At 64.5% G+C, this 14,249-nt stretch carries 14 protein-coding genes and 1 riboswitch; of the genes, 11 read left to right on the forward strand and 3 right to left on the reverse strand.

Annotated elements, in window-relative coordinates:
* Positions 1-6: 6 nt before the first annotated feature.
* Both BBTA_RS03440 and BBTA_RS03445 read left to right on the forward strand, forming a co-directional pair.
* Positions 7-711, forward strand: coding sequence for an ABC transporter ATP-binding protein (locus BBTA_RS03440; protein WP_012041052.1), 705 nt, complete (start codon positions 7-9; stop codon positions 709-711).
* Between the two features lie 333 nt (positions 712-1,044).
* Positions 1,045-1,194, forward strand: coding sequence for a hypothetical protein (locus tag BBTA_RS03445; protein WP_012041053.1), 150 nt, complete (start codon positions 1,045-1,047; stop codon positions 1,192-1,194).
* 8 nt (positions 1,195-1,202) lie between these two features.
* On the opposite strand, the gene BBTA_RS38025 is transcribed toward BBTA_RS03445, so the two are convergent.
* Positions 1,203-1,553, reverse strand: coding sequence for a hypothetical protein (locus BBTA_RS38025; protein WP_012041054.1), 351 nt, complete (start codon positions 1,551-1,553; stop codon positions 1,203-1,205).
* A gap of 216 nt (positions 1,554-1,769) precedes the next feature.
* Positions 1,770-1,872: riboswitch (guanidine-I (ykkC/yxkD leader) on the forward strand.
* 75 nt (positions 1,873-1,947) lie between these two features.
* On the opposite strand from BBTA_RS38025, the gene BBTA_RS03455 reads away from it, so the two are divergent.
* Positions 1,948-3,018 (forward strand): putative urea ABC transporter substrate-binding protein, encoded by a 1,071-nt coding sequence (locus BBTA_RS03455; RefSeq protein ID WP_012041055.1) that lies wholly within the window; start codon positions 1,948-1,950, stop codon positions 3,016-3,018.
* Positions 3,019-3,519: 501 nt separating this feature from the next.
* Here the strand turns inward: BBTA_RS03455 and BBTA_RS03460 are convergent.
* Positions 3,520-4,554, reverse strand: a complete 1,035-nt coding sequence (locus BBTA_RS03460; RefSeq protein WP_041750297.1) for an IS110 family transposase — start codon at positions 4,552-4,554, stop codon at positions 3,520-3,522.
* A gap of 317 nt (positions 4,555-4,871) precedes the next feature.
* On the opposite strand from BBTA_RS03460, the gene BBTA_RS03465 reads away from it, so the two are divergent.
* The 5 genes from BBTA_RS03465 to BBTA_RS03485 all read left to right on the forward strand — a co-directional run bounded on the left by BBTA_RS03465 (position 4,872) and on the right by BBTA_RS03485 (position 8,770).
* The gene (locus BBTA_RS03465) at positions 4,872-5,693 is read left to right on the forward strand and encodes an ABC transporter permease (protein ID WP_012041057.1); all 822 of its coding nucleotides are present in this window, start codon (positions 4,872-4,874) and stop codon (positions 5,691-5,693) included.
* Positions 5,693-6,466, forward strand: coding sequence for an ABC transporter ATP-binding protein (locus tag BBTA_RS03470; protein WP_012041058.1), 774 nt, complete (start codon positions 5,693-5,695; stop codon positions 6,464-6,466). Before BBTA_RS03465 ends, BBTA_RS03470 begins: the two co-directional genes overlap by 1 nt.
* A gap of 41 nt (positions 6,467-6,507) precedes the next feature.
* Positions 6,508-7,713 (forward strand): agmatinase family protein, encoded by a 1,206-nt coding sequence (locus BBTA_RS03475; protein ID WP_012041059.1) that lies wholly within the window; start codon positions 6,508-6,510, stop codon positions 7,711-7,713.
* 140 nt (positions 7,714-7,853) lie between these two features.
* Complete coding sequence (locus BBTA_RS03480) at positions 7,854-8,231, forward strand: hypothetical protein (protein ID WP_012041060.1); 378 nt, start codon at positions 7,854-7,856, stop codon at positions 8,229-8,231.
* Positions 8,232-8,353: 122 nt separating this feature from the next.
* Complete coding sequence (locus tag BBTA_RS03485) at positions 8,354-8,770, forward strand: DUF4231 domain-containing protein (protein WP_041750299.1); 417 nt, start codon at positions 8,354-8,356, stop codon at positions 8,768-8,770.
* A 193-nt stretch (positions 8,771-8,963) separates the two neighbouring features.
* Here the strand turns inward: BBTA_RS03485 and BBTA_RS03490 are convergent, their stop codons facing one another.
* Positions 8,964-9,884, reverse strand: coding sequence for a helix-turn-helix transcriptional regulator (locus tag BBTA_RS03490; RefSeq protein ID WP_012041062.1), 921 nt, complete (start codon positions 9,882-9,884; stop codon positions 8,964-8,966).
* A 128-nt stretch (positions 9,885-10,012) separates the two neighbouring features.
* Between BBTA_RS03490 and BBTA_RS03495 the strand changes: the two genes are divergently transcribed.
* The 3 genes from BBTA_RS03495 to boxC all read left to right on the forward strand — a co-directional run bounded on the left by BBTA_RS03495 (position 10,013) and on the right by boxC (position 14,242).
* Complete coding sequence (locus tag BBTA_RS03495) at positions 10,013-11,533, forward strand: benzoate-CoA ligase family protein (RefSeq protein ID WP_012041063.1); 1,521 nt, start codon at positions 10,013-10,015, stop codon at positions 11,531-11,533.
* A gap of 120 nt (positions 11,534-11,653) precedes the next feature.
* Positions 11,654-12,457, forward strand: coding sequence for an alpha/beta fold hydrolase (locus BBTA_RS03500; protein ID WP_012041064.1), 804 nt, complete (start codon positions 11,654-11,656; stop codon positions 12,455-12,457).
* A 96-nt stretch (positions 12,458-12,553) separates the two neighbouring features.
* Positions 12,554-14,242, forward strand: coding sequence for a 2,3-epoxybenzoyl-CoA dihydrolase (boxC, locus tag BBTA_RS03505; protein WP_041750300.1), 1,689 nt, complete (start codon positions 12,554-12,556; stop codon positions 14,240-14,242).
* The last annotated feature ends 7 nt before the right edge of the window (positions 14,243-14,249 follow it).

A 14,249-nucleotide genomic window follows, 5' to 3' on the forward strand; every position in this document is an offset into this window, starting at 1 on the left:
AGCGCCATGCTGCTTGAGGTCGACGGTATCGAGACCTGCTATGGCCTGAGCCAGGTCCTGTTCGGTCTGTCGCTGGCGATCCGTCCCGGCGAGATGGTCTCGCTGATGGGCCGTAACGGCATGGGCAAGACCACCACGATCCGCTCGATCATGGGCCTGACCCAGGCCCGCGCCGGAGTGATCCGTTTCAGCGGCCAGGAAACGCGCAAGCTGCCGTCCTACCGGATCGCCCAACTCGGCATCGGCCTCGTGCCGGAGGGGCGGCAGATCTTCCCGAACCTCACGGTCACCGAAAATCTCGTGGCGGCCTCCACCAACCGGCTCGGCGCCGCCGATCCGTGGACGCTCGACAAGATCCACGCGCTGTTTCCGCGGCTCGCCGAGCGCGGCAGCAACATGGGCAACCAGCTCTCCGGCGGCGAGCAGCAGATGCTGGCGATCGGCCGTGCGCTGATGACCAATCCGAAGCTGCTGATCCTCGACGAGGCGACCGAGGGCCTGGCGCCGCTGATCCGCGAGGAGATCTGGAACTGCCTGTCGCTGCTCAAATCGCGCGGGCAGTCGATCCTGGTGATCGACAAGAACGTCGAGCATCTCACCCGCATCTGCGACCGCCACTACATTATCGAGCGGGGCCGTACGGTCTGGCACGGAACATCTGAACAGCTGATGGCCGAGCCCGAGCTGCAACACCGCTATCTCGGGATTTGATAGTCACTCTCTGTGGCAGGCGTGGTCTGCACCTCCCCGACTTGCGGGGGGGGGGGGGGCGACCCGCATAAAAAGTCAGAGTTTTGTACCTGTCTGGCTCCACGTCGTCATGGCCGGGCTTGTCCCGGCCATCCACGTCGTTCGGCATCCTGCGCACGGCGTGGAGGCCCAGGACGAGCCGGGGCATGGCGGAGCAACTCACTGCCAGCTTGCTCGTCGCCGAATCCGGCAGCCAAGCTGACATGCGCCGTTTTTTCGCATTGAGATGCGCCCCGACCGCGCCTATTCTCTCAAGGTAGTAGTTTGTTTTGCCTTTTATCAAAGGTCGAGCAAATGCGTGCGCATCCGATCGACATCCAGGCGCAGAACAAGCCGGTATCCGGCCGGCGCGGCTTCTGGTCGAACCACCCCGACATCGAGACACTGCTCTGTCTTGCCTTCATGCTGATCGTCGGCGTGATCGTGAAGCTCACACCGCCCTGAGCGGCGCGTCAGCGCGCGAATGGAATGTACTTCTGATACTCCTTCGGCACCCGGCTGCGGTAGCGCGAGGGCACGGTACCGCTGCGCAGTGAGTCCTCCACCTCCTTGCGCGTGCTGGTCTTGGTGCGCTTCTGCTTCGGCGCAGTCGCCTCCTTGGCCGGCTTGGCGTCACCCGTCTTGTCGGCCGAGGCGGCCGGTGCGGGCGTTGCGTCCGGGGCGGGGCTTGCGGCGGGCGCGGGCTGGACCGGGGCAGGTTGGGCCGGCGCATCGGCGGCAGGCGCGTTCTGCGCGACGGCGGCTCCGGCGGAGAGACTCAAAGCCAGAACCGATGCAAGTGCGACCCGGGACAACCTGATCATGTCGACGAAACCCCAAAAAGCGTGTCGGTTGATGCTGGTCTGATGAGGTCGCCTGCGTGCGCCGTCGGGTTCATGCCCGGCACATGACTCACGCCGGCCGATGGTCCCATCGCCCAACTTCAATTCGTGCTGCCAATTTCTTGGGCACAGCGTGCGATTGCTCGTGTTGAATCGCAAGCATTTTTCTCTGGCACGGGGATTGCTGATCTCATGTTCAGAGTTGGCAGCTAGGGTTCCGGTTCTCTCGATGAGAACGCTGGTCCGAGAGCAGCCGCCAGGGGAGAGCCCTGGTGCACGGCGGGATAAAAACCCGGGAGACCTCAGTGGCCGCGCTTGGCAGGCTCGAGGTTGTCTTTGCCAGTCCGCAGGTCACAAAACCGATGAGGGACTGGACATGTTCAAAGCACGAAATCTGTTTGTTGCCCTGCTCGCGGCATCGACCCTGGCGACCGCATCGCTGTCGCCGGCCTTCGCTGAGAAGAAGAAGGAATTCAACATCGCATGGACGATCTATGTCGGCTGGATGCCGTGGCCCTATGCCGCGGAATCCGGGATCGTCAAGAAATGGGCCGATAAATACGGCATCTCGATCAAGGTCACCCAGATCAACGACTACGTCGAATCGATCAACCAGTACACCGCCGGCAAGTTCGACGGCGTGACCGTCACCAACATGGATGCGCTGACGATTCCGGCTGCTGGCGGCGTCGACACGTCGGCCATCATCATGGGTGACTATTCCAACGGCAATGACGGCGTGGTGCTGAAGAAGGGCAAGACCCTGGCAGATATCAAGGGCCAGAAGGTCAACCTCGTCGAGCTCTCGGTGTCGCATTATCTGCTGGCGCGCGGCCTGGAGACCGTGAAGCTCTCGGAAAAGAGCATCAAGACGGTCAACACGTCCGACGCCGATATTGTCGCGGCGGCGAAGTCGCCGGACACGACCGCGGTCGTCACCTGGAACCCGCAGCTGCTCGAAGTGAAGGCCGAGCCCGGCGCAACGCTGGTGTTCGACTCCAGCAAGATCCCGGGCGAGATCGAGGATCTCCTGGTCGTGAACAGCGCCACGCTCAAGGACAATCCGGAGCTCGGCAAGGCGTTGGTCGGCATCTGGTACGAGACCATCGCGCTGATGAAGGACCAGAGTGAGAAGGGCAGGGCCGCGCGCGAGGCGATGGCCAAGCTGTCGGGCACCGATCTCGCGGGCTTCGAGACCCAGCTCAAGACCACGTTCATGTATTACGAGCCGAAGGACGCGCTTGCTTTCATGACAGGGCCGGAGCTGCCGAAGATCATGGATCACGTCCGCACCTTCTGCTTCGACCACAATCTGCTCGGCGAGAACGTGAAGTCGAAGGATGCGGTCGGCATCTCCACGCCGTCGAAGGCGCTGGGCTCGGCCACCAATGTCAAGCTGCGGTTCGACCCGACCTACATGAAGATGGCCGCCGACGGGAAGCTCTGATCCATCCATCGTCGTGCCAACAGCATCTCCCCTCATCCTGAGGAGCTTGCGTAGCAAGCGTCTCGAAGGACGAGGCCCCGACCGGGCCTCATGGGCGAGACGGCGCTCACCCATCTCCTCACCATGAGGGGGCGGATCGTAGCCCGGATGAGCGGAAGCCGAAGCCCGGAGGGCGAAGGCGGACGCGATATCCGGGGTCTCACGAGGCGTCGCGTGGGAACCCGGATGTCGCTTCGCTCATCCGGGCTTCTGTAACGGGCCTTGGTTTGTCAATCCCAATTCTGCATGTCCTCTCGCCGGGCCCTTGCTTCTGTACGGGGTCGGCGCATGGCCGCCACCTGTTGGGCTGCGTAAGAGGAACCGGCCGGCCAATCTACGGAGAGCGTGGTTTTGAACCGACTGCCCGGATGGCGGCCTGACCGGATCCATCGTCCCGGCGAAGGGACCCTGCTCGGGGAGAGCCTGGTGTCGTGGCCCGCCCAGAACTCGATCGATGCTCCCCTAGGTCGCGGCAGCCTTGGCCGCGGGGTTGAACGGCATGTTGTCGGCGAGCATGCGGTGAAGGATCACGGCAAGCTTGCGCGCCAGAGCCACCTTGGCTTTGCGCGGGCCGGCGCGCCTGGCGACCCGCATCGCCCAGCTCTTCAGCTGTGAGCAGTTCTTGACCGGCTTGGTCAGCATGATATGCGCCGCCTGATAGAGCGCCTCGCGCACCGACGCATCGCCGACCTTCGTGATGCGGCCGCTATAGTCGGTCTCGCCGGACTGGTACCGTCTCGGCGTGAGGCCAAAATGCGCGCCTGTCGCCTTGGAGGATCGGAAGCGCTTGGGGTCGTCGATTGCGAACATGTAGGTCAGCGCGACGATCGGGCCGACGGCCGGCGTGGTCATCAACAGCTTGGCCTGCGGATGCGCCTTCGCGAGCTGTTGCACCTGCTTGTCCAGCTTCTTGAACTCGCGCAGCAGCACCGTATGAGCCTCGAGCAGCGCCTGCACGACCAGCGTCAGTCCCGAATGGCCAGCCACCAGCGCCTCGATTCGCGTCGCGAAGCTGCGATCGGTGGTCTTGCCGACCTTCAAGCCGAAGCCCCGTAGCACGCCGCGCAAACAGTTCTCGACGTCGTGCAGCTTCGATTGCAGCAGCTTGCGTGCCGTAAGAACCGCACGCATCTCCTGCGCCTCGATCGATTTGCAATGAACCGGACGGAACCAGCCAAGCCGCATCAGCTGGGCAATACCCCTTGCATCGTTGCGGTCGGACTTCACCGACATCGCCCTGAAGGCGTCACGCACGTGCCGCGTCTCCAGCAGTTCGACCCGCTGACCCGCCTCCTGCATCGCCGCATACAGCCATTGCGACAGCGGCCCTGCCTCCAGACCGATCCGCTCAACCTCGATGCCGAACTGCTTGAACCAGCCGATCAAGACTGCCGGCTCACTCTCGACTGCCGCTTCCCGAACGATCTTGCCCGCCCCATCGACAATGCAGACCGCCGAGGATTTCAAAGACACGTCAATTCCGGCATAGTGGTTCATGGTCGTCCCCTAATGATGCGAGGAGCGGGCTTGCCCGACTCCGTTGAACACCATCAATTTGAGGGACGACCACCTTTCCGCCAACCGGGCGGCACGCGAACGCGCTCCCAAATAGCGCAGGAGTGAGCGTGCCGCTCGGGTGGTCGGCCCGTTACCCCATCTACGCGGGCTCCTCACCATGAGGGGCCGGCACCGAGACCGGTGCTGCACGTTGACCATGAACACGCTGTCGGCGTGCTCATGGAGAGGGTGAGCTCCAAGGTCGGCGCTGCACACCGTGACCATCGCGCCATGGAGAGGATTGAGGGAGCTTCGCAATGCCGCGTGCCATGAACGTCGTTCCGAACCGGGGCAGCCGGCTGCTGCTGGCGTTCCTGCCGTTCCTGCTGATCGCCCTGATCTACGTGGTCGGCTCGGCGCAGCGGCGCGCGGACAATCCCGACGACAAGCTGCTGCCGCCGGTCTCGGAGATGGTCGCGACGTCGAAGCGGCTCGCCACCGAGCCGGATCGCCGCTCCGGCGACTACGTGCTGTGGTCGGACACCGCGGCGAGTCTGCAGCGCCTCGCCCTCGGGCTCGGCATCTCCGCGGTGATTGGTCTCGTGCTCGGGCTTGCGATCGGGTTGCTGCCGATCGCCGGCGCCGGCTTCGGCACATTGGTCGCGGTGCTGTCGATGATCCCGCCGATGGCGGTGCTGCCGGTGCTGTTCATCGTGTTCGGCCTCGGTGAGCTCTCCAAGGTGGTGCTGATCATCATCGGCGTCACGCCGACGCTGGTCCGCGATCTTTCGTTGGAAGTGCAGAACATGCCGCGCGAGCAGCTGATCAAGGCGCAGACGCTGGGCGCCTCAACCTGGCAGGTCGCGATCCGCGTGGTGCTGCCGCAGATCATGCCACGGCTGATCCAGGGCCTGCGCCTGATGATCGGGCCGGCCTTCCTGTTCCTGATCTCGGCGGAGGCCATCGCCTCCGATGTCGGGCTCGGCTATCGCATCTTTCTCGTTCGGCGCTATCTGTCGATGGACGTGATCCTGCCTTACGTCGTCTGGATCACCTTGCTCGCCTACATCTTCGACTACGCGCTGATCTGGTTCGGCCAGCGCGCCTTTCCCTGGGCGTATGCGGGAGCGAGCCGCTGATGAGCACGCTGTCCTTCCGCAACGTCTGGGTCGAGTACGGCAACCAGGTCGTGCTCGAGCGCGTCAATCTCGAGATCACCTCCGGCACCTTCCTGTCGATCGTCGGTCCCTCCGGCGCGGGAAAGAGCACGTTCCTGCGGCTGATCCTCGGCCAGGAGCGGCCGAGCCAGGGCGCCGTGCTGCTCGACGGCGAGCCGTTTCCGGCCGAGCCGGGGCCCGATCGCGGCATCGTGTTCCAGCGCTATTCGGTGTTCCCGCATCTGACCGTGCTCGGCAATGTGCTGCTCGGCTATGAGCTCGCGGCGCGCCCGTTCACGGCGCGGCTGTTCGGCACAGCGCGCAGGCAGGCGGTGGAGAAGAGCCGCGCGCTGATCGACGCCGTTGGTCTCGGCGCTCACTGCGACAAATATCCGAGCGCGCTGTCCGGCGGCATGCAGCAGCGGCTGGCGATCGCGCAGGCGCTGGCGAAGCAGCCGCGCGTGCTGTTGCTCGACGAGCCCTTTGGCGCGCTCGATCCCGGCACCCGCGCGCAGATGCATGCGCTGATCAAGCCGCTGTGGCGCGAGCACAAGATGACCATCGTGATGGTCACCCACGACATCAAGGAGGCGTTCGGCCTGGCGACGCGGCTGATCGCGCTCGACCGTCCCCGCAAGGATCCGCAGGCGCCCGAACGGTTCGGCGCCCGCATCACCTACGATCTCGATCTCACCCGCGAGAGTCCTGTGCCCGTGCTCGGCTTCATCCGTGCCAGCGCGCAGGCGGCGCAATAGTCAGCCCCAAGAAACGTCGAAAGAAACGAAGGAGAGTCTTCATGTCGTTCCCAGCCATGCGCCGCACGCGCCATGCCGGATTACAAGGTCATCGCCGGAGCCTGCGCCGTCACCATCCGGACTTCGACAAGATGGCCACGCAAGGCTGGCAGGCGCTGGAGGCCGAAGGCAAGCTGCCAAGCAATGGCTGGCGCAAGGAGCGGCAATGGGCGCTCGACATGGGCCTGCCCGGCGCCGACACGCTGACCGATCGCGACATCCCCACATTCGCACGCGGCGAGCTGCCGCATTTCGCGGGCATCAACACCTTCATGAAGGCGCCCTATGTCGAGAACGTCCGCGACGTCGGGAAATATGACGCCGCGGTCATCGGCATCCCCTTCGATTCCGGCACCACCTATCGCCCAGGCACCCGCTTCGGACCGCAGGGCATCCGCCGCATCTCCGCGCTCTACACGCCCTACAATTACGAGCTCGGCGTCGACCTGCGCGAGCAGATGACCCTGTGCGACGCCGGCGACGTCTTCACCATTCCCGCCAATCTGGAAAAGAGCTTCGACCAGATCAGCCGCGGCGTCGCGCATGTGTTCTCGTCCGGCGCGCTGCCGATCATGCTCGGCGGCGACCACTCGATCGGCTTCCCCTGCGTGCGCGGCATCGCGCAATGCACCGACAAGAAGATCGGCATCATCCATTTCGACCGCCATATCGATATCCAGGAGAAGGATCTCGACGAGCGCATGCACACGACGCCCTGGTACTGGGCGACCAATTTGCCGAACGTGTCGCCGACCAATCTGGTGCAGCTCGGCATCGGCGGCTGGCAGGTGCCGCGCGAGGGCGTCGAGGTCGCGCGCAAGCGCAACACCAATGTGCTGACCATCGCCGACATCGAGAAGATCGGTCTGGAGAAGACCGCCGAGATCGCACTCGAACTGGCCTGGAAGGACGCCGACGCCGTCTACATCTCGTTCGACGTCGACTCCATCGATTGCGGTTTCGTGCCTGGCACCGGCTGGCCGGAGCCCGGCGGCTTCCTGCCGCGCGAGGCGCTGAAGCTGCTCGGCCTCGTCGCGGCCGAGGGCCTGTGCGGCCTCGAAGTGGTCGAGGTCTCGCCGCCCTACGACACCTCCGACATCACCGCGCTGATCGGCGTCCGCGTCGTCGTGGAAGCGCTCGGCTCGATGGTCGCGCATGGCAAGCTCGGCAGCCACAAGCACATCATCAACAAGCCGGTCAGCTATTGAGGCCCGCGATGCGTCATCATCACCACCATCACGGCCATCATCATCACGACCACGGCCATTCGCATGATCATGATCATCCTCATGATCACGATCACCCGCCGCACGGCCCAGGGCATAACCATCCGCACGGCCGCTCTCCCGTGCAGTGGCAGACGCCGCATCAGCCGGAGGGCGCCAGGCCTGTCGCGGTGGTCGAGCCGGATCTCGACAAGGTCGAAGCCGCTTTCGTCGACGGCTTCATCGCCGCGCCCGATCCGACCAGCTTCCTGCGGCTCGCGCGCATTCCGTTCGAGATCCTGCGCGACGGTGCGAGCCTCAAGCTGCTGCGTGTCGAGATCGATGCGCTCACCGATGTCGGAAGCCTGACGCCGCATCTCGGCGGCGGCACCTTCCGCTACGATCCGCTGCCGTCGAACTTCATCTCCCGCCGGCGTCGTCTGCGCTTCATCTATTTCGATGGCGCCGGGCTGACGCCGCTCACCTATGCGGAGCTGCGGGAGCTCGAGACCCGGGGCTGATCTGCGACGTCTTCCGCTCACACGGCCGGCTCGTGCTTGCGCGAAGCCGGACATTGTCGTTGGATTGTCCCTCAATCATGGGCTGTGTCGGTCTTCCAGCCGGCGCGACTGGGGAGGGAACGATGGCCAACGGACATGGGCAGGAAGCGGGCGCGGATTTCGTCGCGCGCACACTGAGCGATGCGCTGCGCTGGAGCAACCGGGGGCAGAAGCTGTGGAGCTTCGCCAATCACGGATCCACGGTCTGCGTCGTGGTGTTCAGTGCCACGGCTGCGGTGCTATCGCAGACCAGCAGCGCCATCTTCGGTTTTGATGCGAAGACCGTGGCGACGGTGTTGTCGCTTTGCGTGACCATCATCTCGACGGTGCAGTCAAAGCTCGGCTTTGAGCGCAAATGGGTCGCCAACCGGCTGACTCACAGCGCGCTCAACCGCCTGCTGCTGGACGAGAAAACCGGCGCTGACGTGCAGGACACCAAGGAAAAGCTGAAGACGATCCTCGAAGCGCACGACCGCGCGATCGCCGCAACGGGTGGCTGATTCAGCCTGCCGCTCTTGTCATTTCAGGGCAAGGCCGAACGTATTGAACTCGGAACCTTGTGTCGGGTCTTGATCACTTCGGGATTCCGGTTAATCGCCACCCCACGGTGGCTTTGCGTCTGCGCAGTGACAAATCCGCCGGAATGACCTTGAAAGCGTGACTGATTGATTTCTAAAATGCCGAAGGACCAGCTCACCCCCGCGCGAACATCCGCGCCTCGTTGGCGATGACGGGCTGCACCACCTCGCTGAGCCGCGCCGCGGCCGCTTCGACCGTCAGTCCGGCGGTGTCGACCACCGCATTGGCCCGCGCATAGAGCGGCTCGCGGCTCACCAGGATGTTGCGCAGCTCGGCCATCGCCGAACGATCATCGGCCATCGGCCGCAGATCGCCCTGGCCGCGCACGCGCGCCATGTGCTCCTCCGGCTTGGCCTTCAGCCAGATCGTGTAGAACGCGTTGAGGATCAGGTCGAAGGTGACGGGCTCGGAGACGATGCCGCCGCCGGTCGCCAGCACCATCAGCTCTTTGCGCGCAAGCAGTTGTTGCAGCGCCGCCTGCTCCATGCGGCGAAATCCCTCCTGGCCATAGAGCGCGATGATCTCCGCAACCGACAGACCGTTCTGCCGCTCGATCTCCTTGTTCAATTCGACGAAGCTCCAGCCGATCCGTTCCGCCAGCATCTTGCCGAGCGTCGATTTGCCGGCACCGCGCAAGCCGATCAGTGCGATGCCGGAGAACGAACGCCGCAGCGGCGCCGACGCGCCGCCCGCGAGCAGATCCTTGACCTCGGCGATCTGGCTCGGGCTCGCTTTCTTGAGGAGGTCCCGGATGACCGGCCAGTCCGGCGACGGTTCGCTGCCGGGAATGATGTCGTCGAGCGGCGCGTTGATCGCGTTGGCGATCCGGCGCAGCAGCACGATCGAGACGTTGCCTTTGCCGCTTTCGAGCTGGGCGATGTAGCGTTCGGAAATGCCGGAAACCTGGGCCAGCACCTTGCGCGACATGCCGGCAAGGCCGCGCATCCGCCGCACCCGTTGGCCCAGCTGGTCGAGGAAGTCGGTCTCGGCCGCGGACTGGCCGTCGTCGCGCGGGGCGTCGCTGTCTCGCGTCATATCCCTGAGGCACTCTTGTGACTAGGAAACATAATGCCGGGAAGGATTGACAGCAAGCGATGTTGGTGGCCTTCTATGAATTATAATTCAAATATCGGGGGAGGGACGCCGTGGGGTCATACAATGCGGTGTCATGGTTGCTTGACCGCAATGTCGAGGCGGGCCGTGGCGAGAAGCTCGCCTACACCGACACAATCTCCGAGCTGACCTATCGCGGCCTGCAGCAGCAGACCTGCCGTGTCGCCAACATGCTGCGACGCCTTGGCGTCCGCCGCGAAGAGCGCGTGGCGATGATCATGCTCGATACGGTTGATTTCCCCGCGGTGTTTCTCGGCGCGATGCGCGCCGGCATTGTGCCCGTGCCGCTCAATACGCTGCTGACGTCCGAACAATACGCCTATGTGCTTGCGGACTGCCGCGCGCGCGTGTTGTTCGTCTCCGAGCCGCTCTATCCGGTGGTGAAGGACATCGTCGGGCGGATGCCTGATCTCGACTGCGTGGTCGTCTCCGGCAGCCATGCGCTCGGCCACAAGCTGCTCGCCGAGGAGCTCGCGCGCGAGAGCGATCAGTTCGACACAGTCGCGACCCATGAGGACGAGCCGGCGTTCTGGCTGTACTCCTCCGGCTCCACCGGCATGCCGAAAGGCGTCCGCCATCTGCATGGCAATCTCGCTGCGACGGCGGAGACCTATGCCAAGCAGGTGCTTGGCATCCGCGAGAGCGATGTCTGCTTTTCCGCAGCCAAACTGTTCTTCGCCTATGGACTCGGCAATGCGCTGACCTTTCCGCTGTCGGTCGGTGCGACCACGATCCTCAACTCTGGGCGGCCGACGCCGGCGCTGATGTTCAAGCTGCTCAACCGCTACAACCCGACGATCTTTTACGGTGTGCCGACCTTGTTTGCGGCCATGCTGCACGATGAGTCGCTGCGCCATGAGACGGCCGGCAGCGGCTTGCGCATCTGCACCTCGGCCGGCGAGGCGCTGCCGGAATCCGTCGGTCATGCCTGGAAGGCGCGGTTCGGCGTCGATATCCTCGACGGCGTCGGTTCGACCGAGCTGCTGCACATTTTCCTCTCTAACGCCCCCGGTGACATCAAATACGGTTCGTCGGGCCGTCCTGTGCCGGGTTATCAGGTGCGCCTTGTCAACGAGGCCGGCCAGGACGTGCCGGATGGCGAAATCGGCGAGATGCTGGTGCATGCGCCGTCCGCCGGCGAAGGCTATTGGAATCAGCGCCACAAGACTCGCGCGACCTTCGAGGGTTATTGGACGCGCACCGGCGACAAATATGTCCGCGACGCCGAGGGGCGCTACACGTTCTGCGGCCGCTCCGACGACATGTTCAAGGTCTCCGGCATCTGGGTGTCGCCGTTCGAGGTCGAGAGCGCACTGATCACCCATCCCTCGGTGCTCGAAGCGGCCGTCGTGCCGGAGGCCGATCCGGAAGGGCTGTTGAAGCCGAAGGCCTATGTTGTGCTGAGGCCGAGCGTGGATCGCGAAACGCTGCACGAAGCGCTGAAGGAGCACGTCAAGCAGAAGATCGGCCCGTGGAAATATCCGCGCTGGATCGAGGTGGTGGACGCGTTGCCGAAGACCGCAACCGGCAAGATCCAGCGCTTCAAGCTGCGCGAGGGGTCCGGCTCGTAGTTGGCTTCTGCTTGTCGCTGTCGTCATGGCCGGGCTTGACCCGGCCATCCATTCCCCTGCGAGGAAGAAAGATGTGGATGGCCGGGTCAAGCCCGGCCATGACGAAGGAGAGGGCAGCGCATGACGCTCCAGGCCAAGGGCTTTCTCGCCATCAATTCCGCCCAGCTCGAATATCGCCTGATCGGTCCGCTGCCGTCAGATGCACCATGCATTGTGCTGCTGCATGAAGGCCTCGGCTCCGTCGGCCTGTGGGGCGATTTCCCCGACAAGCTTCAGCAAGCCACCGGCGCCGCCGTATTTGCCTATTCGCGCGCCGGCTATGGCGCCTCGAGCCCGGTGTCGCTGCCTCGGCCGCTCGATTACATGCAGCGCGAGGCCTGCGAGGTGCTGCCGGAACTGCTCGACCGGATCGGCCTCCAGCGCGGCCTGCTCGTCGGCCATTCCGACGGCGCCTCCATCGCCGCGATCTATGCCGGCAGCCACGCCGATCATCGGCTCGACGGCATCGTGCTGATCGCGCCGCATGTCGTCGTCGAGGACGTCTCGGTGTCCTCGATCGCGGCGATCAAGTCCGCCTACGAGACCACCGAGCTGCGCGCCAAGCTCGGACGCTGGCACAAGGATGTCGACAACGCGTTCTACGGCTGGAACGGCGCCTGGCTGGATCCGGCCTTCCGCGCCTGGGACATCACCGACGCTCTCGCCTACATCCGCGTGCCGGTCGCCGTGATCCAGGGGATCGATGACCAGTATGGCACCATCCGCCAGGTCGAGATCATCCAGGAGGAGTGCTACTGCCCGGTCGAGGTGACCATGCTGCCCAAGACGGGCCATTCCCCGCATCGCGAGGCGCCGGACGCCACCTTGCGCGTCATCGCCGATTTCGCCGCGGCCACCTTGCCCGCCTCGCTGTCCGGAACATGAAACAAAATGCATGTTTCGGCTTTTTGCGGTGGACGCAGGTCTTAACATGAATTATTGTGCATCTTAACGATAAGCCCACCAACGCAAGGGTGACTCATGGCCGGGGAAGACCGCGTGCTCGCGGGAGGCAAGACGTTCATCGATTTCCAGACCGATCCCTCCCGCTATCGTCATTGGAAGCTGTCGGTCGACGGCGAGGTGGCGACGCTTGCCATGGATGTCGACGAGAATGGCGGCCTGTTCGAGGGCTACCAGCTCAAGCTGAATTCCTATGATCTCGGCGTCGACATCGAGCTCGCCGACGCCGTGCAGCGGCTGCGCTTCGAGCACCCCGAGGTCAAGGTCGTGGTGCTGCGCTCGGCCAAGCCGCGTGTGTTCTGCGCCGGTGCCAACATCCGCATGCTCGCTGGCGCCACCCATGCCCACAAGGTGAATTTCTGCAAATTCACCAACGAGACCCGCAACGGCTTCGAGGATTCATCCGAGAATTCGGGCCAGCGTTTCATCACGGTCGTGAACGGCACCGCGGCCGGCGGCGGCTATGAGCTCGCGCTCGCCACCGATCACATTATTCTGGCCGATGACGGCTCGTCCTCGGTGTCGTTGCCGGAGGTGCCGCTGCTCGCGGTGCTGCCGGGCACCGGCGGCCTGACGCGTGTCGTCGACAAGCGCAAGGTGCGCCGCGATCGCGCGGACGCGTTCTGCACGACGGAGGAGGGCGTCAAGGGTAAGCGCGCCGTGCAATGGCGGCTGGTCGACGAGATCGCGCCGAACTCCAAGGTCGAGGCCAAGGTGGCCGAGCGCGCCAAGGAGTTTGCGGCCGCTTCCAAGCGCAACGGCAGCGGCAAGGGCGTCGAGCTTACCCCGCTGAAGCGCGTGATCGACGCCACCAGCGTGCGCTACGGCTTCGTCAACGTCGACATCGACCGCACGGCGCGGATCGCGACCATCACCATCGCGGCGCCTGAAGCCGCGCCGCCGGCCGATATCGACGGCATGATCGGGCAGGGCGCTTCGTTCTGGCCGCTGCAGGTCGCGCGCGAGCTGGATGATGCCATCCTGCACCTGCGCATCAACGAGCTCGGCATCGCGATGCTGGTGTTCAAGTCGCATGGCGACCGCGCCCAGGTCTTCGCTTATGATGCGTTCCTGGACGACAACAAGACGCATTGGCTGGTCAACGAGATCCGGCATTACTGGAAGCGCGTGCTCAAGCGCATCGACGTCACGTCGCGCACGCTGGTGACGCTGGTCGAGCCCGGCTCCTGCTTCGCGGGGACGCTCGCCGAGCTCGTGTTTGCCTCGGACCGCTCCTACATGCTGATCGGCACCATCCAGGGCGACAACCGTCCGGCGCCGGCGATCGAATTGTCGGCGATGAATTTCGGCCCCTATCCGATGAGCCACGGCCTGACCCGGCTGCAGTCGCGCTTCCTCGACGATCCCAACGGGCTCGCGCGCGTGCACGAGCAGGTCGGCAAGCCGCTTGAGGCCGAGGAGGCCGAGGAGCTCGGGCTCGTCACCTTCGCGCTCGACGACATCGACTGGGAGGACGAGATCCGCGTCTTTCTCGAGGAACGCGCCAGCTTCTCGCCCGACAGTCTCACGGGTCTGGAAGCGAATCTGCGCTTCGCCGGTCCCGAGACGATGGAATCGAAGATCTTCGCCCGCCTCACCGCCTGGCAGAACTGGATCTTCCAGCGCCCCAACGCGGTCGGCGAGGAGGGCGCGCTCCGGCGCTACGGCACCGGCGAGCGGCCGAACTACGATATGACAAGAGTCTGAGCGAGCA

The organism is Bradyrhizobium sp. BTAi1, from assembly GCF_000015165.1.
Classification (GTDB): domain Bacteria; phylum Pseudomonadota; class Alphaproteobacteria; order Rhizobiales; family Xanthobacteraceae; genus Bradyrhizobium; species Bradyrhizobium denitrificans.

Coding starts and splice junctions, on each gene's coding strand:
- BBTA_RS03475 (WP_012041059.1), top strand. CDS start 6,508: ATGTCGTTCCCAGCCATGCGCCGCACGCGCCATGCCGGATTACAAGGT.
- boxC (WP_041750300.1), top strand. CDS start 12,554: ATGGCCGGGGAAGACCGCGTGCTCGCGGGAGGCAAGACGTTCATCGAT.
- BBTA_RS03455 (WP_012041055.1), top strand. CDS start 1,948: ATGTTCAAAGCACGAAATCTGTTTGTTGCCCTGCTCGCGGCATCGACC.
- BBTA_RS03445 (WP_012041053.1), top strand. CDS start 1,045: ATGCGTGCGCATCCGATCGACATCCAGGCGCAGAACAAGCCGGTATCC.
- BBTA_RS03470 (WP_012041058.1), top strand. CDS start 5,693: ATGAGCACGCTGTCCTTCCGCAACGTCTGGGTCGAGTACGGCAACCAG.
- BBTA_RS03490 (WP_012041062.1), bottom strand. CDS start 9,884: ATGACGCGAGACAGCGACGCCCCGCGCGACGACGGCCAGTCCGCGGCC.
- BBTA_RS38025 (WP_012041054.1), bottom strand. CDS start 1,553: ATGATCAGGTTGTCCCGGGTCGCACTTGCATCGGTTCTGGCTTTGAGT.
- BBTA_RS03440 (WP_012041052.1), top strand. CDS start 7: ATGCTGCTTGAGGTCGACGGTATCGAGACCTGCTATGGCCTGAGCCAG.
- BBTA_RS03500 (WP_012041064.1), top strand. CDS start 11,654: ATGACGCTCCAGGCCAAGGGCTTTCTCGCCATCAATTCCGCCCAGCTC.
- BBTA_RS03485 (WP_041750299.1), top strand. CDS start 8,354: ATGGCCAACGGACATGGGCAGGAAGCGGGCGCGGATTTCGTCGCGCGC.
- BBTA_RS03465 (WP_012041057.1), top strand. CDS start 4,872: ATGCCGCGTGCCATGAACGTCGTTCCGAACCGGGGCAGCCGGCTGCTG.
- BBTA_RS03460 (WP_041750297.1), bottom strand. CDS start 4,554: ATGAACCACTATGCCGGAATTGACGTGTCTTTGAAATCCTCGGCGGTC.